The organism is Paenibacillus sp. strain BS8-2 (genome assembly GCF_054483835.1).
The window spans coordinates 3,194,683-3,213,981 of the sequence record NZ_CM137010.1 but is presented as its reverse complement, the minus strand read 5'-3'; the positions used below and the strand labels follow the sequence as shown (position 1 = coordinate 3,213,981).

At 50.3% G+C, this 19,299-nt stretch carries 17 protein-coding genes; 8 read left to right on the top strand and 9 right to left on the bottom strand.

Going from position 1 to position 19,299, the window contains the following annotated elements; translation table 11 throughout:
* Positions 1–96: 96 nt before the first annotated feature.
* Both ACX1C1_RS13745 and ACX1C1_RS13740 read right to left on the bottom strand, forming a co-directional pair.
* Positions 97–465, bottom strand: a complete 369-nt coding sequence (locus tag ACX1C1_RS13745) for an ArsR/SmtB family transcription factor (protein WP_458952763.1) — start codon at positions 463–465, stop codon at positions 97–99.
* Positions 466–541: 76 nt separating this feature from the next.
* A complete protein-coding gene (locus ACX1C1_RS13740) occupies positions 542–2,827 on the bottom strand; it encodes a glycosyl hydrolase family 95 catalytic domain-containing protein (RefSeq protein ID WP_458952762.1) in 2,286 nt (761 codons plus the stop codon).
* A 176-nt stretch (positions 2,828–3,003) separates the two neighbouring features.
* Here ACX1C1_RS13740 and ACX1C1_RS13735 point away from each other — a divergent pair, with 176 nt between their 5' ends.
* Both ACX1C1_RS13735 and ACX1C1_RS13730 read left to right on the top strand, forming a co-directional pair.
* Positions 3,004–3,165 (top strand): hypothetical protein, encoded by a 162-nt coding sequence (locus tag ACX1C1_RS13735; protein WP_458952761.1) that lies wholly within the window; start codon positions 3,004–3,006, stop codon positions 3,163–3,165.
* A 71-nt stretch (positions 3,166–3,236) separates the two neighbouring features.
* Complete coding sequence (locus ACX1C1_RS13730; RefSeq protein WP_458952760.1) at positions 3,237–3,881, top strand: metal-dependent hydrolase; 645 nt, start codon at positions 3,237–3,239, stop codon at positions 3,879–3,881.
* 99 nt (positions 3,882–3,980) lie between these two features.
* Here the strand turns inward: ACX1C1_RS13730 and pruA are convergent, their stop codons facing one another.
* The 4 genes from pruA to ACX1C1_RS13710 form a co-directional block, all read right to left on the bottom strand.
* Positions 3,981–5,528: an L-glutamate gamma-semialdehyde dehydrogenase gene (gene pruA / locus ACX1C1_RS13725; protein ID WP_458957677.1), complete on the bottom strand. Its 1,548-nt coding sequence runs from the start codon at positions 5,526–5,528 to the stop codon at positions 3,981–3,983.
* 167 nt (positions 5,529–5,695) lie between these two features.
* A complete protein-coding gene (locus ACX1C1_RS13720) occupies positions 5,696–5,998 on the bottom strand; it encodes a DUF6509 family protein (protein WP_458952759.1) in 303 nt (100 codons plus the stop codon).
* Between the two features lie 126 nt (positions 5,999–6,124).
* Positions 6,125–7,057 carry a manganese-dependent inorganic pyrophosphatase gene (locus tag ACX1C1_RS13715; RefSeq protein ID WP_458952758.1) on the bottom strand — a complete coding sequence of 311 codons (933 nt, stop codon included), beginning with the start codon at positions 7,055–7,057 and terminating at the stop codon, positions 6,125–6,127.
* A 150-nt stretch (positions 7,058–7,207) separates the two neighbouring features.
* Positions 7,208–8,926 (bottom strand): methyl-accepting chemotaxis protein, encoded by a 1,719-nt coding sequence (locus ACX1C1_RS13710; RefSeq protein ID WP_458952757.1) that lies wholly within the window; start codon positions 8,924–8,926, stop codon positions 7,208–7,210.
* A gap of 343 nt (positions 8,927–9,269) precedes the next feature.
* On the opposite strand from ACX1C1_RS13710, the gene ACX1C1_RS13705 reads away from it, so the two are divergent.
* Positions 9,270–10,643: an IS110 family RNA-guided transposase gene (locus tag ACX1C1_RS13705; protein ID WP_458952756.1), complete on the top strand. Its 1,374-nt coding sequence runs from the start codon at positions 9,270–9,272 to the stop codon at positions 10,641–10,643.
* Between the two features lie 482 nt (positions 10,644–11,125).
* Here the strand turns inward: ACX1C1_RS13705 and ACX1C1_RS13700 are convergent, their stop codons facing one another.
* From ACX1C1_RS13700 to ACX1C1_RS13690, 3 genes are read right to left on the bottom strand one after another with little or no spacing between them, the layout of a single operon-like run.
* Positions 11,126–12,025, bottom strand: a complete 900-nt coding sequence (locus ACX1C1_RS13700; protein ID WP_458952755.1) for a sugar phosphate isomerase/epimerase family protein — start codon at positions 12,023–12,025, stop codon at positions 11,126–11,128.
* A 52-nt stretch (positions 12,026–12,077) separates the two neighbouring features.
* A complete protein-coding gene (locus tag ACX1C1_RS13695) occupies positions 12,078–12,935 on the bottom strand; it encodes a sugar phosphate isomerase/epimerase family protein (protein WP_458952754.1) in 858 nt (285 codons plus the stop codon).
* Positions 12,932–13,990, bottom strand: coding sequence for a Gfo/Idh/MocA family protein (locus tag ACX1C1_RS13690; protein ID WP_458952753.1), 1,059 nt, complete (start codon positions 13,988–13,990; stop codon positions 12,932–12,934). The genes ACX1C1_RS13695 and ACX1C1_RS13690 overlap by 4 nt, the downstream gene beginning before the upstream one ends.
* Before the next feature lie 175 nt (positions 13,991–14,165).
* Here ACX1C1_RS13690 and ACX1C1_RS13685 point away from each other — a divergent pair, with 175 nt between their 5' ends.
* From ACX1C1_RS13685 to ACX1C1_RS13665, 5 genes are all read left to right on the top strand, one after another.
* The gene (locus ACX1C1_RS13685) at positions 14,166–15,035 is read left to right on the top strand and encodes a helix-turn-helix domain-containing protein (RefSeq protein ID WP_458952752.1); all 870 of its coding nucleotides are present in this window, start codon (positions 14,166–14,168) and stop codon (positions 15,033–15,035) included.
* Positions 15,036–15,165: 130 nt separating this feature from the next.
* The gene (locus ACX1C1_RS13680; RefSeq protein WP_458952751.1) at positions 15,166–16,695 is read left to right on the top strand and encodes a spore germination protein; all 1,530 of its coding nucleotides are present in this window, start codon (positions 15,166–15,168) and stop codon (positions 16,693–16,695) included.
* A 4-nt stretch (positions 16,696–16,699) separates the two neighbouring features.
* Entirely contained in the window at positions 16,700–17,908 is a 1,209-nt protein-coding gene (locus tag ACX1C1_RS13675; RefSeq protein WP_458952750.1) for a Ger(x)C family spore germination protein, read from the top strand.
* A 6-nt stretch (positions 17,909–17,914) separates the two neighbouring features.
* On the top strand, positions 17,915–18,166 hold the full coding sequence (locus tag ACX1C1_RS13670; RefSeq protein WP_458952749.1) for a hypothetical protein: 252 nt from the start codon (positions 17,915–17,917) through the stop codon (positions 18,164–18,166).
* A 55-nt stretch (positions 18,167–18,221) separates the two neighbouring features.
* Complete coding sequence (locus ACX1C1_RS13665) at positions 18,222–19,295, top strand: GerAB/ArcD/ProY family transporter (RefSeq protein WP_458952748.1); 1,074 nt, start codon at positions 18,222–18,224, stop codon at positions 19,293–19,295.
* Positions 19,296–19,299: the final 4 nt, after the last annotated feature.

Here is a 19,299-nt window from a genome sequence, read left to right as displayed (position 1 = left end):
ATAGGAAAGGCTCAAAAAAAATAGCGCCAGCCATTCCTTCGCTCCTAAGCGAAAGATTGACTAGCGCAACCAACTGTCATGGATATGAACTTTCCTTTATTCATGCCGCAGATGCTGCAGCGTGAGAACAAACAACTGCTCGACATGATCGTCGTCAAGCGAATAGAAAACCGTCTTGCCCACTTTGCGCCGCTTGACGATTCGCATATTACGAAGCAGCCTCAATTGATGAGAGACAGCGGATTGCCCCATCTCCAGCACTTGCGTCAAATCGTGCACACATAGCTCCGACTGAAGGAGAGCATGTATGATTTTGACCCTTGTCGGGTCGCCAAGCGCCTTGAACAAATCCGCCAGCTCTGTAGCTGCTGCTTCGTCCACCAGCTTCGCTTTCACTCCCGTGATATCCGCTTCCGTCCCCGCGCACGTGTCGTCGCATGCGGTCGTAATCGTTATATTGTCCACTCGGGCATCCCACCATATCGTTAATCGAATATGCCCATTATACCATGCGAACATAGGAAGTCACAGGCGAGAACCGTCACCCATTGGTATCGAAGTCTGCCTGAGTTAGAGCGGCTCTCTCCCCAGCAGCAAGCGTAAGTACCAGCAGCTTTCCAATGTATACAATTCGGCAGCTGCCGCCTTGGTCTGACGTTACAATCGCTTTCGTTAACTTCCCTTCACGCCACGACAGATCAACGGTGCAGCCTCCGCGCGCTCGTAGACCGGTCACCTCGCCAACTTGCCAAGCGCTCGGTAATGCCGGCAGCAGGACGATCTCTCCCCGGTGGGATTGAAGCAGCATCTCCGCAAGCGCTGCCGTACCGCCAAAATTCGCATCGATCTGGAAGGGAGGATGATCACCAAATAGATTGGGATGAACAGACTTAGTAAGCAGCGCAGACAGATGCTCCCATGCAGCCTCACCGTTGCCAAGCCTTGCCCAAAACTCCACGATCCATGCCCGGCTCCACCCCGTATGTCCGCCACCGTTCGCCAACCTGACTTCTAGCGTCTTACGCGCCGCCGCTGCTAGTTCGGGCTCGTATTGGGGCGTAATCTGCTCGCCCGGATGAAGCGCAAATAGATGGGAAATATGACGATGACCCGGCTCAACCTCTTCGTAATCCTCCGACCACTCCATTAATCCTCCGTTTTTCCCAATTTCCGGTTTCGGCAGCCGCTCGAGCGCATTCTCCAGCTCAGCTCTGAACTTCGCCTCTTCCTCTCCCGTTCCGAGAATGCGGATCGCCTCCAGACAAGCCGAGAACAGAGCGTTGGCAATCTGTGAATCCATCGACGGTCCGATACATAATCTGCCCGTCTCCCCGTTCGGGAGACGGTACGTGTTCTCCGGCGATAGAGAAGGCGCCGTAACTAGTCTCCCCTTCGTATCCTCCACCAGGAAGTCCAGCAAGAAAAGGGATGCTTCCTTCAGTGTCGGATATGCCCGATCCCGAAGGAAATGACGATCCCCTCCATAGCGGTAATGCTCCCACATATGAAGGGAAAGCCATGCCCCTCCCATCTGCCAGATGACGGCTGGCATATAGTTGCCTATGACTCTGCTTTCTGCCCACAAATCTGTTGCGTGATGCGCGACGAACCCACGCGCCCCATACATATCCTTAGCCGTTTCTGCCCCAGTCTTGCGCAGCTTATCCAACAAATCAAAGACCGGCAGATGGCATTCTGCAAGATTACATAGCTCCGCAGGCCAATAGTTCATTTGCAAATTAATATTGAGATGATAGTCGCTCTCCCATGGCGGTGTGTGGCTATCGTTCCATATCCCCTGCAAATTGGCTGGAAGTGATCCCGGCCTAGAGCTTGCGATGAGCAAATACCGCCCGTATTGGAAGAAAAGCGCAAGCAGCTCAGGATCGGCGCCGCCTTGCTGGAACGACAACAGCCGCTCGTTAGTCGGTAAACTTGAAGCATGGGGAACATCAGTTTTATCATCTCCCCCTCTCTCCTCACCAAGAACAAGCGACACTCGTCCAAACAATTGACCGTAATCTTGAAGATGATCTTGGCGTACAGCCTCGAATCCCTTAGTTTCAGCAGCATCCAAGACATTCTTTATAACCCCCATCGGATCTTGATGGCGGAAGGATGTTGCTGCTGCGATATACAGTGTCACAGCATCTGCATGGTCGACGGTGAGGTAGTCTCCAGTTATTGCCGATCGCCCACCTTCGGTAACCATTCTGACCGCCATTCCGTACGTAACGCCACCTGGTCCATTCTGACCACTCATCCAGATCGTACGATTGTCGCTGTATGATAATCCGTCGAACGGTCTTCTATCCAAGTTGGCATCGAATGACAACGTGCCGAGCTGACTAGCCGTCAGTCTGATCGCAATAACCTCGTCGACATAACTTGCCAATGTTTCCCTTATGTATTGAATCCCGTCCGCTTCAAAGCTGCTGCGCACGATAGCTGTGTTCAAGTCGAGTTCTCTCTCATACCCGATAATCTGAGCTCCAACCTCTCTGAAACTGATTGAGAAATTGCCAAGCGTCTGATAAGGTCCGATATGCTTGGGCATAGAGGTCATTGAAGTCTTGGCAAGCCTCTCTGCCTCATCCAGCTGTCCAGCGAACAACAGTCTACGCACTTCCGCGAGAGCTGCTCCCGCATCCGGATTGGCTCGATCTATCGGCCCGCCGTACCATAATGAGTCTTCATTCAGCTGGATAAGTTCCTCATGAATCTCTCCAAATATCATTGCACCCAGTTTGCCTGAGCCGATCGGAAGCGCTTCCACCCATTTGGTGGCTGGTTCTTTATACCATAGTCTCTGATTGCCCTGCGTCATCTGCAGCATCCCCTCAAAGTGTTCTCCTTGTACATTATAGTAGTACGTTATGTTCCGCTAGTAGTCCTATTTTTCTCTTTTGAGGGTAAAATTTTATCTTTGTGATCGTTCGGTTTCACAGAAGGGCGTCATCTACTATAATAATAAGATATAACCCTAGGAAAGCGGGGCAGGAGATGTTTTCACTCAAAGAAAAGATCTATCTATTAAAAGTGCTGAAGTCGCAAAAAACGAAATCTTGGATCGGGCTCGCCAAAAAGGATCCCGTTCACGACAAACTCGTCGAGAAGCTCGAGCAAATGGTGCGTAACGAACAAGTTAACAAGGAGCATCTGTAAGTGTAAGAGAATGCGCCATGCAATACTCGGCCGCACAGCTCATGTCAGTCACAGAAAGGAGCCTAGTCAGCATGACAGGAAAACAACATCTTTTGATAGGAGCATCGATTGGAGCCGTCGCCGCCGCTTCTCATTCTCCAGGTATGGAGGATAGCCTTCTGTACATCGGCGTTGCCGGATTCTCAGCGCTCGCTGCTGACCTCGACGGTCCCAGCATGTTAAGCAGCAGGCTCACCAAGTTAAGCAAACAAATCCGGGAGTTCGCCTTGTGGGGCGGACTTATCTATTTGACGATATGTGCTTACCTTTATTTCACCGGACAACCGCTCTCGCCGCTCTGGGCAGGAGGCAGTATTGCCGCAGTATTACTTGGACTTGTCATGAAACAAGGTGCGATTCGCAACGCGCTCGTCAGTGCTGTCGGCATTTATTTGATTTTTCATGGGGTTACGAATGAGCAGTCATGGCTTATAGGACTCGGTGCATTTGTCGTCTGGGCGCCTTGGCTGAAACATCGCGGTATGACCCATACAATTTGGATCGTACCTTTGTGGGCTTGGATAGGCTGGGGGCTTGAGCAGCAGCTCGGGGTACCAGGGCTCGGCATGACGGCCATGTTAGGCTATCTCTCCCATCTCGTCGCGGATACACTCACGCCAAGCGGTGTGAAATGGTTATTTCCTCTAATCAAAAAGTCGTTTAAGATTCGGCTGTAGGATATCAGACCGCTAAATCAGAATGTCTAAACCATTATAGAGCCCGCCATCCCCCTCAGACCGAGGCAAATGGCGGGCTCCTACTATCTTGAAAAGCAATTAGAATCGTTCCGCGACAACCTTGGATTGGGTAAAGAGGAGCAGATAATCTCTTCCGCCCGCCTTGGAATCCGTACCGGACATATTGAATCCGCCAAAAGGATGTACGCCGACAAGTGCTCCCGTACATTTGCGATTGAAATACAGGTTGCCGACATGAAATTCTTCTCGAGCTTTCTCCAGGTGGCTTCGATTACGAGTAAACACAGCTCCCGTCAGCCCATACTCCGTATTGTTAGCGATATCCAGCGCCGCTTCAAAGTTCGCCGCCTTGATGAACGCCAGCACGGGACCGAATATTTCCTCTTGCGCAATTACCGCATACGGCTCAACATCTTTAATAATCGTCGGCTCGATAAAGTAGCCGGTGCTGCTGCCTTTGTTGCCTCCGCAAATGAGCGTACCCTCGGAACGGCCGACCTCGATATATTTTAGAATTCCAATGTACGCCCGCTCATCAATGACTGGCCCGATATAGGTTCCCTGTTCGGCAGCCTTGCCCATCCGCAGAGCAAGAGTCCGCTCTACAACCTTCTTGATTATAGCGTCATATACAGATTCGTGTATGACCGCCCTGGAGCATGCCGAACACTTTTGACCAGAATAACCGAACGCCGATACTGTAATCGCCTCTGCCGCCAGCTCAAGATCGGCATCTGCATCGACAATGATGGTATCCTTGCCCCCCATCTCCGCAATGACCCGTTTAATCCACTTCTGATCCGGACTGATCGCGGCCGCTTTTTCGTTAATACGCAGACCAACCTCGCGCGAGCCGGTGAAACAAATAAATCGAGTGAGCGGATGCTCCACCAGGAAATCGCCAATGTCACTCCCCGAACCCGGCAAAAAATTGACTACGCCATCCGGAAGCCCTGCTTCCTCCAGCAGCTCCACGAATTTGGCTGCAATTACGGCCGTAGGGCTTGCCGGCTTAAGTACGACAGTATTGCCCGCAACCACTGCAGCCATCGTCATGCCCGCCATAATGGCAAGCGGGAAGTTCCAAGGCGGTATGACTACTCCGATCCCTAGCGGAATATAGACGAGCTCGTTGTCCTCGCCTGCAAGGGGCACAAGGGGCTGCCGCTCGGCCAGTCGTTCCATCTCCCTGCCATAAAACTCCATAAAGTCGATCGCTTCTGCTGTGTCCGCATCCGCTTCCGGCCAGCTCTTGCCTGCTTCGTACACCAGCCACGCTGAGAATTCGTGTTTGCGCCGGCGCAGAATTGCGGCCGCCTTATAGAGCACCTTTGCCCTTGCAGGTGCTGCAACCCGCTTCCAGCCTTCGAAAGCAGCAGCTGCCGCCAGAATGGCTCTATGGGCATGATCACTCTCCGCTTGTGAGACTATTCCGATGATTTGGGTATAGTGTGAAGGATTAATCGATTTGCGTTTCGTATTCGTTTCGATCCAATCGGAGCCGATCTTAAGCTTATACTCACGTCCAAGCTCGGACTCGACCCCTGCAAGCGCAGCTTGAAATTCGACGATGTTGTCACTGATCGCGAAATCGGTAAATGGCTCATTGCGGAACGGCTCTCGCACACGCTTCTCCCCCTCGTCATCCATATGACTTTCTGCTTACATGAAAAGGGCTTATGATGAAGATTATGCGGAGAGCGGACCGTAAATGAGCAAAACTCGTATCGGAGCGCTCCAGAGATGCTCAAATGACGAGTGAGGGAGGGGCTATGGGGCTATCTTAACCGAGGTTATTCCGTGATAGGTTGCTCCAGTGCTTCCTTGCAGAAAGCGAAAATAGCTTGCTCTTCGTCCTCTTCCATCTCCATGTCGAGGTACTTGCCGGATGCCGCGATCAGAAATTCGTATTTCACAATACGGGAGCTGTCACCTTCTTTCGCATACACCACACGAAGCCTTACGCCTTCCTCTTGATACAACTCGTCCTCCTCATCCACTTCTAGATCCAATACAAATTCGTATCGTTCACCTGCAATAATTCCGTATGGGTCTTTGATCTGTTCAACTGTATATTCGGTTATTTCAAACATCATTTCACTGTCCTTTCTTAATGGCTCATATGGTATTCGAACACAAAGGCAGCCCGAAACTTCGCAACAAACGAAGGTTCGGACTGCCACTTAAGTTAATCTGTCCAGTTCTGCCAAGCGGACAGTCGATTATTCGGCGCTAAGCGTCTCTGTAAGCGGAGGAACGATCTGCGACTTACGGGATACAACACCCTTCAGAAGCGCTTTGTTCTCGCTCAATGTAACATTAAACGCCTTCTCTACGCTGCTCGCTTTGTTGCCAAGCGCAAGTCCGATGGAGTCGTTGTTCAGAATGTCAGTTACGACAAGCAGGAACAGATCCAGACCTTTAGCTGCGATGATGCCGTTTAGCGCATCTTCCAGCGCGGCACCGCGGTTCAATACATCGTTAACGTCAACCGCGTTTACTTGAGCGATTTCGACCTTATAGCTGCCCATCGAGAATTCCTTGGCATCGATGGAGATCAGTTGTTCGATCGTTTTGTCACTCAGGTCAGCGCCAGCTTTCAGCATGTCCAGTCCGTAAGTCTCAGCGTCAACGCCAGCGATTGCTGCCAGCTCGCGAGCTGCCGCAACGTCTTGCTCTGTGCAAGTCGGCGATTTGAACAGGAGCGAATCGGAGATGATTGCGGAAAGCATCAGGCCCGCGATTTCTTTGCGGATCTCTACACCATTCTCTTTGTACAGCTTGTTAAGGATCGTCGCTGTGCAGCCAACCGGTTCAGCACGGAAGTACAGCGGACCAGCCGTTTCGAAATTCGCGATGCGGTGATGGTCGATAACTTCTACGACGCGTACTTTGTCGATATCGTTAGCGCTTTGTTGGCGCTCATTGTGGTCAACTAGGATAACGTCCTTTGCTTCATCAGCTACGTTCTCAACAAAACGTGGAGCTTCAACTCCAAAGTAGTTTAGCGCAAATTGCGTTTCTCCGTTGACTTCGCCAAGGCGAACCGCTTCAACGTCAGCGCCTAGCTTGCTTTTCAGCTCTGCATAAGCAATAGCCGAAGTAATAGTGTCCGTGTCCGGGTTCTTGTGTCCGAATATTAACGTTTTTGCCATGTTTCAAACTCCTTATTCGTTATTGATCCGAAGAGCGGCGACTAACGCCAATACCGGACCTGGTGAGAATCATTCTACACTCTTTTACGATTATAACGCTTAGTTCACCGTATTCCTATACCTTTACACCGAATTGAAAAAAAAAGTCCATTAAACGATAAATCGTTTGTTGATCGAATCCAGCTCACTTGAAATGTGACGCATCGATTCTGCGGATGCGGACACCTCGTCCATGGAGCGAATCTGCTTGCCGGAGCTCTCTGCAATCCCTTGGAAGTGAATCGCCGCATGACGTGAGATCCGTTCCATCTCCTCCACCGACGCCGCCACTTCTTCGGACTCCGCGCTCACTTCCTGCGAAGCGGCAGACACTTCTTGCAATTGCTGATTGACAAGCTCGAGCCCGTCTACGATGGCATAGAAGGCTTCGCCCGCTTCCTTGACGATCGCGTGTCCCGCTCTCACCTTGTCCGTATTGCCCCCCATCTCTCCGGTTAGTCTAGCCGTCTCCTCCTGGGTCGAAGCAATAAGATCGCCGATCCGGACGGCGAAGCTCTGCGATTGCGACGCGAGCTTACGTACTTGCTCGGCCACGACTGCGAACCCACGCCCTTGTTCGCCTGCTCTAGCGGCTTCGATTGCCGCATTAAGGGCAAGAAGATTAGTCTGAGAGGCAATATCCGACATCATGGATGTAATTTCTCCGACCTCTACCGTCCGGCTTTCAAGCCGCTTCATCGCTTCATACATCCGATCAGCGGCTGATCCAATGGCATCCATCTCACCTAGCGCCGCGCCAATCAGCCCTTTGCCACGATCCGAATGCCCCTTCGTCTCCTGAGCAACATCGGATACGATTGCCGCAGACTCCGTAATTCTATACATGCTGCGGGCTACGCCTTCTACGGCGCGTGTCATGTCTGTTGCCCTGCTCACCTGCGTATGCGCGCCCGAAGAAGCGTCATCCATGCTGGCTGCGATCTGCTTACTTGCTTCTACCGTCGTCCGTGCATGCCGTGAAACATCCTCAGATGCCGTCAGCAAGCGCTCCGAGCTTTCACGCATATTACGAATGGACGACCTTGTGTTCGCTACAAGCTGCTGGAACGTAACCGCAAGCGTCCCGATCTCATCCTTACGCGTTACACGGATGTCCACGGTCATGTCGCCTTCTCTAACCTTAGCCACCGTGGATGTCAGCTGATTCAGCGGACGAGTCAGGTAACTTGCTAGAGCAATGACAAGCAAGATGCCGATAACCACAATTGCAACTGCCAAATAAATGGTGGTGCGGGTATTAGCAGACATCAGGTCAAACACATTCGTAGCGTCGAAGTCAGCACCGATGATACCTAATAAGTCGCCGGACTCATTCTTGATCGGCACGTACGCAGTTAACGTGGCGCCATATTCATCATTCGATAATTCACCGACAACAGATTGTCCTGTCGCAAAGGCTTCGATCATGCCCGAATATCCGTTCTCCTCCCGCGTCCCGATTGGCGAGAAGTCATCCTCTGCTACATCCTGCGGTGCTCCGTCGACCATATAGTAGTAGAATATCTCCCCGTTTTCCTCTCCGCTTGCCAACGTATAGAGATACTTGAGACCATTCGTCTCTCTTAACGCATTCAGCTCCGCTCGAAGCTCTTGGTAATAATCAGTTTCTCCGACTTCAGCGCTTAAGCTGGCATATGCCGACGGATCGATCAAATTTGCCGCATTCTCCGCCACCACCCTCGCTTGGGCGCCGAGCGAACTCTCGACCAGGTCCATGGACGAACGATAGATAGTGAAGCCAAGTACGGCGACTGCCGCGATAATTAAAGCAGAAAAAAATAATACCATTCTCGTCAATAATCGATTCAATCGTTATGCCTCCCAGATGCACATGTTCGTTTATCTGACACTATATTACAGGATTCGCCAATGTTTAGGCTAGTAAAATCTGCTTCGTGATGTTGATTTTCCCATTGTGGTACTTCAACCAAATTTCTAAGTGTATCCAACCAAGGTGAAACGGCTGCGCCGTCTTTGGCGGCGCAGCGCGTTTCATTCCGAGAATTCTAAGCTCAGATAAGATGCAAAAACTTATAAATTCTGGCGTGTAATATACTCCTTTTATAAAGGAAAATCCCCAGCGACTATCGAAGAAAGAAGCACCTGACGAAGAGCTTCAATCTAACCACCCACCACAGGAGGTTGAAGTCACATGGGGAAATCCCAACATATTCAAGGCTTAAAGGGAACAAAGTTCAGTCAACAACTGCGAGGTGTTAACCTGGAGCAAGTACTCATCGTAGCGATCGATGCGGCAAAGCTCCACCAAAAAGCACTCATATGCAATTATTTCGGCGACGTGATTGAGAAACCCTTCTTTTTTTCCGTCAGTCAATCCGGAATGAAACTCCTATACGACACGATTGAAAGAGCCATTCGAGACACGGAAGCCGTACGCTTGTTTCTTGGCATTGAAGCAACCGGCCACTACTACGAGGACATTGTCAGACAGATGACCATGCATGGGTACCACGTTCAAATTCTCAACGCCTACACGACCTCTGAAGAGCGTGCCAGCGCTCTTAGTTGGTGCAAAACCGATGACCTCGACCTCGTCGCCATTGCTCACGCCATTCGTAACAATAAAGCGACGGAGTATCGTTTAACGGAAGGCCTGCAAAGACAGTTGCGCGTCCTAACTCGTGCAAAGCGCTCAGAAATTCGCAAGCGTTCTAGCCTTCGTATGGAGATCCGAAACATCCTGGATATCGTCTGGCGAGAGTATCAAGGTTACGCCGAACACCAGAATGGAAGAGCTAAGAAAATAAAAGTGTTTAGCGACTTGTGGGGGAAAGCATCTCTCTACTTCATGGAGTACTACCCGCACCCCGCTCTCGTTTTGCAACTTGGTGAGATGGGGCTACGGAAGCTTTCCGTTCAGCACAACTTGAAGTTGCGTACGAACGCAATCGGCAAGCTGCTTCATGTGGCAAAGGAATCACTTGCCTCAGACGTGCAGACGCTCCGTCCCGAGCTCATGGTGCTACGTATGAAGCTACAGGACCTCCGCGCCTTCGATGCCAAAATCAATACGCTGGACAATGAGATTGAAAACCTGTTGCTTCAGACCGACGGTAGCTTACTCCTTACGGTTCCTGGACTCGGCGTATCCTTGGCGGCAGAGCTCTACGCGGAGATCGGTAATGTCTTGGATTATCAGCATGCCGGGCAACTCATCAAGAAGGCCGGTACCAATCCGATCGTCAAGCAGTCAGGCGGCGGCGCGGGCTCTTATCGCAAAATCTCCAAGCAGGGCAATACTCACTTACGCTATGTCACTTATCTAGCTGGGCGGAGCCTCTGCTTGCATAATGAGGACCTGAAGCCGTTTTACGAACGTCTCAGAAGCCGAGGCAAGCACGAACGCGCAACCTTTGTAGCAATGGGCAACAAGATGCTTAAGATCGCTTTTGCCATGTTACGCGATAAGCAGCCGTTCCATTCCTCCAAGCCAGCTTATCGGCTCGTGCAGGAAATCAACAAAAAGCTCGCCTTTAATTGCATGATCACATCAAGCGCTGCCTAGATACAAAGAAAAATGATGAAGTCGGTATGTCTGGGACCGAGGGAAGATCGGATCAAATTCTGGAGGCCCAGACCTCGTACTAAAGCGTTATCCACCTCGTCCTGTCAATGCGAATTGTACGTTAGAACAGCTATCTGCACTCAGCCAGATTGCATACAGGATTGAAACGAGGCTATTTCTTCAGATTCGAGACATACCGCTTTCGTCCACCGCTTTTCGTCAGTTGGTAACCCTATTTTTAAAATTCTACAGGTTAGGTGTGTTTGGGGTGCTCTAAAGTCCGTAAAAAGTAGTTGACATAGTACGCTTAGAATTCAAGGTGAAACGGCTACGCCGTCCTTTACAGACGCCATCGTTTCAGCGAAACGTATAGAGAATGTACAGTCAAATACATATACTTTCCTTTACGTGAAAAAAAGCTGCTGCTTGAGATCATTAAATGACCCCAAGCGGCAGCTTTGGATTAAGCTTACAATAGAAAGTTACCCGCGGAATCCCTTTAGGAATTGCACGGCGAGCTGAATGTCCTTCTCCGGGCTTGCACCGACTTCGCGCTCAATCGTCAAATATCCTTTGTAGCCGATATCGTTCAGCGCCTGCATGTACCCGTTCCAATCCACTTTGCCCTCGCCGAGCGGCACTTCACGGAAGATCGGACCGTCCTCTGCCATCTTGGCGATCGCATCATGATCCAAACCTTGAGCCTTGTCATATCCGTAGAAGCCATACACATCGCGTGGATCGATATAATCCGCAAGCTTGATGCCGTCCTTCGCGTGTGTATGCACGATATAATCCTTAAGCGTATACACGCCTTGTACAGGATCGTCGCCCGTAACCATGACCATGTTAGCAGGGTCGAAATTGACCGAGACGCCGCGCGAGCCAAGCGTATCAAGGAACGACTTCAGGTGGGCGGAAGGCTCCGGGCCCGTCTCGATTGCGAAGAATGCATTCATCCCGGCAGCGAAGGAGCTTAGCTCCACGCATGCTTCATGCATCGAGCGGTAGACAACACTGTCGCGGTCATCCGGAACGATTCCGATATGCGTAGTTACGATATTAGTGCCTAGCTCAAGACCAAGCTCCATAATCCGCTTTGACTTCTCAATCTTTTCGCGATTAAGCGAAGCATCCTGGAAGCCGTGACCGCCAAGATCGCCAACCAACGCGGAGATTTCAAGACCAAGCGATTCGATGTAATCCTTCAGTTCCTTGCGAGCCGAGGTGCTCAGATTAGCAGGATCCATTTCGCCGCTAACAGCATAAATCTGAACGCCGTCCGCACCGACTTCCTTTGCTTTCTTCAAGCCTTCTCGTACGCCTAGTTTAAAGCTATCGACGATAACGCCGATCTTATTCGTCATAATCGGTTTTGTCATCCCATTCGCACTCCTTCTCTATCAATGAAGCGATATTCAACATTTATATATATTATAGTTCTTCCCAAGTCCGTTTCACATAATCGAACGCAAGCTTGGTACCTTTGCGGCACTCTTCCATTCCCTCGAATTCGATGGAAATATAACCATCGTAGCCGCTGCTCTTCACGATACCAAGAATGCCAGGTGTATCGAGATCTCCTTGACCCGAGATCGCGCCGCGCAAATATTGGCCTCCGGATGACTTGAACCAGCCTTCACCCGGATAACGATTCGCAGGGCGAACATAGAAGTCCTTCACATGCACCATCGATGCCAGACCGATGTTATTGGCAACGGCGACAAGCGGATTCTCGTCGGCGCACAAGAAATTGCCGATATCGAGCGTCGTGCGGAAGTTTTCTCTGTCTACCGCCTTAACAAGTGCTTGTACACGATCACTGTGCTGGATAAAATATCCATGATTCTCCACACTTGTCGTAATCCCGAAGCCAGATGCATAATCTGCGATCTCTCTGCATGCTTCAACAAGTCGCGGGAGCTCCTCTAGGAAGTGAGTGATAGACAAATCTTTCGAAGATGCAACATCATGTCTCATGCGCTTGATGCCAAGCGCCGCGCAGACGTCGACTTCACGTTTAACCCGATCGATCTCCGCTTGCAGCTCGTCGTCCGACTTGTCCGCAAAGTTCGCTCCGATCGCGTAATTAGACAGCTCTAATCCATTTTTCGAAGCCGCCTCGCGGATTGTATCGATCAAGGAAGGATCTTCGATCAAGCTGAAGCCGAGTGGCACGATCTCGACATGATCAGCGCCAATACTGCCAATATAGTCGATAACCCCGGTTACCGTCAGCTCTCCGGAGGAAAAAGCTTGATGCAGGCTATATGTGCTTACTCCCAGCTTCATAGTCTCACCTCTGCGCCTTTCGCTGCCGATTCGTAGATGCCGCACAGAATTTTCATTATCTCAACGCCGTCTTCAACCGGGCTGATCGGCTTTGTGCCATTACGCACATTATCGATGAAGTGATTGATTTCGTTCTGGAAGGCCGCTTCGAACCCAAAACCTTTGTGATCGGTTTGTGGTACCGCGTTGACGATCCGGTTGTTAATCTCCGTCACGAACGTCGTCTCCGGTTCGATTTCCATACCGCCTTTGTCTCCATACAATCGAATCGAGGTCTCATCTTGCTTCGCATGGAGGGTGAAGCTGACGTCTACCATAAGCGAAGCGCCATTCTCGAAACGGATCATCGCGTTGGCCATATCTTCAACCGTATTCTTGCTAGCGTCGAAGTCAGCCGCTTTGTAGAACGACAGATCCTGCACGTTGGAACGGTTGCCCAGCTTGCGGTACGTATTGGCGCTAACGGATACCGCCTTAGGGCGGCCCATCATGTACCAGCAAATATCGATCGCATGAACGCCGATATCAATCAGCGGTCCGCCGCCGGAACGTTCGATGTCGGAGAACCATCCGCCTGGGTTGCCCAGTCTGCGGAGCATTGTCGCTTTCGCGTAATAGATTTCGCCAAGCTGACCATCTTCAACTAACGAACGAAGCAGTTGACCATTAGGATCGTAGCGGCGAACATATCCGACTTGCAGAATTTTGCCCGTCTCTTCTACCGCGCGTTGAACCTCAAGCGCTTCTTCTACCGTGCGGCACAATGGCTTCTCAACAAGCACATGTTTGCCTGCATGAACAGCAGCTATACTGATTTCCGCATGCGTATTGTTCCATGTACATATGCTAACCGCTTCTACATTGGGATCCGCAAGCAGCTCATTGTAATCCGTATATACCTTAACCGCGCCGTATTTCTCCGCTGCTTCTTTCGCACGTTCTTCATTCAGGTCGCATACAGCGTAGATCGTTGCGTCAGGGTTGTTTTTATAAGCATTCAAATGCAACGATGAGATAGATCCCGTTCCGATAACTCCAATTTGTACAGGTGCCATTTCAAATCTCTCCTTGTCATTTAACATCATTATTGGGATGATTTTGTTCACTGCGTTGTGCCATTAAGCGTTGGTATATATACACTTCCGTATTATAATGTAATTAGCCCTGTAAGCCATGCAAAGCCGTGCGGATAATTTGTATATTTGTGCTGTGATAGAATGGAGGAACGTCATGACCGACAACTTCGAGAATTTAAGAGAGCCTATGAATATGCCAGATCCGCGGTTTCCGATAAAAGTGCATCGCGCTTACTTCGAGCATGCAGATACGACGTTATTTCCCCACCATTGGCATGCTCATCTCGAATTCCTTTATATTGAAGCCGGCACTGCGACGATCGAATGCGGGTCAACTCCCTACGACGTACAGCCCGGCGATCTAATTGTCGTAAACAGCAACGAGCTTCACTACGGAATGAGCAGATCATCTGATTTGTTTTATTATGCACTCATTGTCGATACCTCCCTGCTTCATAGTCAGTTCGACGATGCAGCCGAAACCAAGTTCATCGCACCCATCATCCAGAATCGAATCCTATTTCGCAACCATATCCGGGGCAATGAAGAGACCAACGCCTGTGTTCAATCGATCGCGCACGAGCTTCATACACGCTCATTCGGCTTCGAGCTTGCCGTTAAGTCGGAGCTGTATCGCCTCTTAACCCTTCTGCTCCGAGGACATGTTTCAAGCGTGCTCACCAAGGACGAATATGCGGAGCGGATGAAAAACATCGAGCGATTCGAGCCGGTACTGAACTATATTGATCAGCATTTCAAGGAGCCCTTGACGGTCGAGCTTCTATCCGATATGGCCGGGCTGAGCCGCTTCCACTTCAGCCGCCTGTTCAAGCAATTGACAGGCCGTACCGTCACCGAATATGTAACAGCAACTAGGCTCAATAAAGCGGAATATATGCTGCGCCACTCCCCGCTCACGATATCAGAGATCGCTGTAGCAGCGGGCTTCAACGATATCTACTATTTCAGCCGTACATTCAAAAAACATAAAAAACAAACCCCTTCGACGCTTCGGTCAAGCTAATGCTTCCGAGGCTTTTTTCTTTCCCACTCTCCTCTTCCGCCTTCATCTGAGTCGCCTTCCGTGCATGTATTAATGCCGCAATGGAAACACTTGTTACATCACGAAATACTTGGCACGGGGGACTACCATCATGAAACGCAGCGCCGAACTCGATTCATGCATCAATCTGATCCGCGAGCAATTAGGCCACAGCGGAGATCTGATTCTAAGAGAATTCACCTTCGGCTCTAGTGGAGGTTTGCGGCGGGCATGCCTCGCTTTTATCGACGGACTATCCGACTGTAACTCGATTAACGACTATTTAATGAGAGCCTTGCAAGAAGAGGATTACCACACCGAGCATCATGATCACGCAGTTGGACCCGCACTCATGGAGCGGCTCAAAAACGCGACCCTTCCGGTTAACAATGTTGCTCTGCTAAACGATCCTGAGCTTTGGTGCGACCATCTGGCGGGAGGTTTTGTTGTTCTGCTTGTTGATGGAGAAGAACATGCCCTATTGTTCTGTATGGCAGGATGGGAGAACCGCGGCGTACCGGAGACGACTGCGGAATCGGTTGTGCGCGGCTCAAAAGAGGCTTTCTCCGAGAGTCTGATAATCAACACTTCCCTCATCCGGAGAAGAATCAAGGACCCCAACCTGTGGATCACAATAAAACCAATGGGCAGAGTAACCAAAACAAATGTAGCCGTGGTTTATATAAAGGGTATAGCTGATGAAGGTATCGTCGAAGAGGTAAAGACCCGTCTCAGTCAAATCGACATTGACGGAATCTTGGAGAGCAATACGATCGAAGAGCTGATTCAAGACAAACCTTATTCGCCCTTTCCGACGATCTATAACACCGAAAGGCCTGATACGATCGCGGCAGGTTTGCTTGAAGGCAGAGTCGCGATCATCGTTGAGGGAACCCCTTTTGTTCTGCTAGTGCCAGCAATCTTCGTTCAATTCTTCCAATCAGCCGAAGATTATTACCAAGGCTACTACTTCAGCAGCCTTATTCGTATCATGCGTTTCGTCAGCTTTTTTATCGCTCTGCTCGGACCTTCTCTCTACGTAGGAATTACAACCTATCATCAGGAGATGCTCCCCACTTCGCTGCTGATCAGCCTAGCCTCTCAGCGGGAGGGGGTTCCCTTTCCCGCATTTATTGAAGCGGTCATGATGGAGATGACGCTCGAAATCCTTCGGGAAGCAGGGCTCCGAATGCCTCGCGCCATCGGACAAGCGATCTCCATCGTTGGCACGCTCGTTATTGGACAATCGGCTGTTACAGCCGGGATCGTATCCGCAGGTATGGTCATTGTCGTTTCCATCACGGCAATTTCCAGCTTTATGTTCCCGTCTTACAGCATGTCGATCTCCATCCGCATGATCCGGTTTTTGTTTATTGGACTTGCAGCAACCTTTGGCTTGTACGGCATTCTGATCGGGCTCATCCTGTTAGTCATGCACCTGGTAAGCCTGCGATCGTTCGGCGTGCCTTATATGGGACCATTCGCCCCGCTCACTATCGCCGATCAGGGTGATGCGATTCTCCGCTTACCGGCTTGGAATTTATTCAAACGCCCTACATATTTGGGCACCAAGAACACAATCAGATCCGATACTACCAAGCCCGTCTCGCTGCAGGCCCGGCAGGGAAAAGAAGGGAACTGACGCTGTGAAAATCCGTTTGATCGCCGTCATACTCGTAAGTGCCGTCTTGCTGCCTATACTAACCGGCTGTTGGAACCGAATGGAGCTTAATGAAATTGGTATTGCCATCGGTCTTGGAATCGACAAGAAGAAGAATGGTCAGTACGGCGTATCCGTTCAGGTAGTAGACCCTAGCGAGGCGGCAGAAGGCAAGGGCTCAAGCGGGAGAGCACCTGTTACGATGTTCGAGGCAGAAGATCGTACCATTATCGGCGCGCTTCGCAAGATGACGACCATGAGCCCACGAAGAATCTATTTCTCCCATCTCCGTATTCTTGTGCTTGGCGAAGCGCTCGCCCGCTCGGGTATCGGGGATATTATGGACTTCCTTTTTCGCAGCCAAGAATTAAGACCGGATTATTATGTCATTATTGCAAGAGACGCTACGGCCCAAGATACGCTGAAGGTACTTACACCACTTAATAAACTCCCAGCCGATTCTTTATTTTCGTCCCTGCTGCTATCCGAGAGATTGTGGGCGCCAACATCGGCAATTACAACTAACATGCTGCTTCGCACGCTGCTCAATCCTGGTAAGGAGCTCATATTAACTGGGGTACGGATACATAAGGGAGGAGATATTCCTTCTGATTCACTCGATAATGTGAAGCAAATTCTATCGCCCAGCTACCTGCAATTCTCGGGACTTTCCATATTTAAGGGGGACAAGTTGGTCGGCTGGCTCAACGAAAAGAATAGCAAGGGCTACAATTTTGTAGCGGACAAAGTGAGAACGACGATTGGCGATATACGTTGCCCCGATGGCGGCACCATGGCTTTGGAGTTAGTACGAACCCATTCAAGAATGAAAACCGGGATGAAAGACGGACAACCCTACGGAAGCGTGCTGGTTGAAGCAGAAGCTGCTATACCCGAAGCCGAATGCTCCCTCGATCTATCGAAGCAACAAAACATTGAAAAGATTCAGCGTGAAGCGGAGCACAGAATGGTGGAGGGCATTTCTGACACGATAAGTTTGGCCCAAAACACCTATAAATCGGACATTTTCGGCTTTGGCTACGCGTTCCACAGAAGTAATCGACGTGAGTGGAGCAAGCTAAAACACGACTGGAACGAACATTTTTCCGGCATGCCGATCGAGATTAAAGCCAACATCAAAATTCGCGGCATCGGGACGATGGCGAATACTTTCAAATTCCGCAGCAATGAGTAAGGAGAGATGAGAATGTGGGTCACCTTGTTAGTGCTGCTGTCTTCGGCAGTCATCTATCTATGGGATGGAAGAACGTTGTTGAAGAGGCGACAGTGGAGAGACTGGTTATTTTTCACTCTCCTTTTAACCGCAGCATCAGCACTGTGCATTTATGAGAGTGAATCGCTGAGCTTGCCAAGCCCTATCCCCTTCCTGACCCGCGTCCTTTCACCTGCAAGCACAGCCATCGAGCAATGGTCAAAGCTGGGATCGGAATAAAGATAGGAAGGAGGGGATTACGATCGCGACCCTTAACGTGACACCTACAAGAAGCATGTCCCTAACACAGTTCACCATACTGACGATTCACTTCACAATCGGAACAACGATTCTATTCGGCGCGACTCCTGTCACCGCTATGGCCAAGCAGGATGGCTGGATCGCAAGCGCCCTTGGTGTTATCCTGAATCTCATCACCATTTTGCTCTACAACCGAATTGGCAGACAAGCCGGAAGCCTTACCATTCCGCAATACGCCGACAAGCTGTTAGGGAAGTGGGGCGGACGACTAACCATGCTCTTCTTTCTGAGTTATGTCATCTTGCTGTCCGCTTTCTTGCTCAGAGTCGTCGGTGGATTCATGACAACGTATATTATTCCGGACACGCCGATCGAAGTTATTCATCTTCTGCTCGTTTTTGTTACCATCGTAGCCGCGCGTATGGGGATTGACAATCTTGCACGAACCTCTGAACTGTTTTTCCCTTGGGTCCTGCTGTTCATTATAAGCATGCTTCTCCTCCTCCTGCCGCAACTCGATATCAACAATATGCTCCCCATTCTGGAGGCGAAACCTAATACACTGAGCGTCGCGGCCTTTTATTATTTCTCCTTGCAGGAGCAGGTTGTCCTTATGTTCTTGCTCCCATATGTGAGCAAGACGAACAAAGCAGGGAAGGCCTTCTTGATCGGAACCTTGTTCGGCTCCGTGATCATTTGCCTAATGACGCTGTTCTCCATCCTTGTACTCGGCGCGGATATGACCGGCGGCATGTTATATCCCAGCTATATCTTAGCCAAGACCATTAATGTCGGCAATTTCCTGCAACGCATCGAGGCGGTAATGGCGATTCTCTGGTTAATTGCCGTCTTCGTCAAGATTACGGTCTGCTTCTACGTTTCCTGCGAGATCGTAGCCAATAGTATCGGCATGAAAAATCTGAAACCTCTTACCTTTCCGCTAGGCATGATAATCTTGGTGTTATCAATCTCTGTCTATAAAAGCACTTCAGAATTTCTGGAATTTACGCCAAAGAGCTGGTCCGTACTCGCCGTGGTATTTACGATCGCGATTCCAGGTTTTTTGGCCATCATGGGCTATTTCCGAAAGAACGTTGGATCACAATGAGGGC

Bases quoted from the DNA above. Each gene is read 5' to 3' on its own strand.
- ACX1C1_RS13740 (WP_458952762.1), bottom strand. From the start codon at position 2,827: ATGACGCAGGGCAATCAGAGACTATGGTATAAAGAACCAGCCACCAAA.
- ACX1C1_RS13735 (WP_458952761.1), top strand. From the start codon at position 3,004: ATGTTTTCACTCAAAGAAAAGATCTATCTATTAAAAGTGCTGAAGTCG.
- ACX1C1_RS13730 (WP_458952760.1), top strand. From the start codon at position 3,237: ATGACAGGAAAACAACATCTTTTGATAGGAGCATCGATTGGAGCCGTC.
- ACX1C1_RS13720 (WP_458952759.1), bottom strand. From the start codon at position 5,998: ATGATGTTTGAAATAACCGAATATACAGTTGAACAGATCAAAGACCCA.
- ACX1C1_RS13715 (WP_458952758.1), bottom strand. From the start codon at position 7,057: ATGGCAAAAACGTTAATATTCGGACACAAGAACCCGGACACGGACACT.
- ACX1C1_RS13705 (WP_458952756.1), top strand. From the start codon at position 9,270: ATGGGGAAATCCCAACATATTCAAGGCTTAAAGGGAACAAAGTTCAGT.
- ACX1C1_RS13700 (WP_458952755.1), bottom strand. From the start codon at position 12,025: ATGACAAAACCGATTATGACGAATAAGATCGGCGTTATCGTCGATAGC.
- ACX1C1_RS13695 (WP_458952754.1), bottom strand. From the start codon at position 12,935: ATGAAGCTGGGAGTAAGCACATATAGCCTGCATCAAGCTTTTTCCTCC.
- ACX1C1_RS13690 (WP_458952753.1), bottom strand. From the start codon at position 13,990: ATGGCACCTGTACAAATTGGAGTTATCGGAACGGGATCTATCTCATCG.
- ACX1C1_RS13685 (WP_458952752.1), top strand. From the start codon at position 14,166: ATGACCGACAACTTCGAGAATTTAAGAGAGCCTATGAATATGCCAGAT.
- ACX1C1_RS13680 (WP_458952751.1), top strand. From the start codon at position 15,166: ATGAAACGCAGCGCCGAACTCGATTCATGCATCAATCTGATCCGCGAG.
- ACX1C1_RS13670 (WP_458952749.1), top strand. From the start codon at position 17,915: ATGAGAATGTGGGTCACCTTGTTAGTGCTGCTGTCTTCGGCAGTCATC.
- ACX1C1_RS13665 (WP_458952748.1), top strand. From the start codon at position 18,222: ATGTCCCTAACACAGTTCACCATACTGACGATTCACTTCACAATCGGA.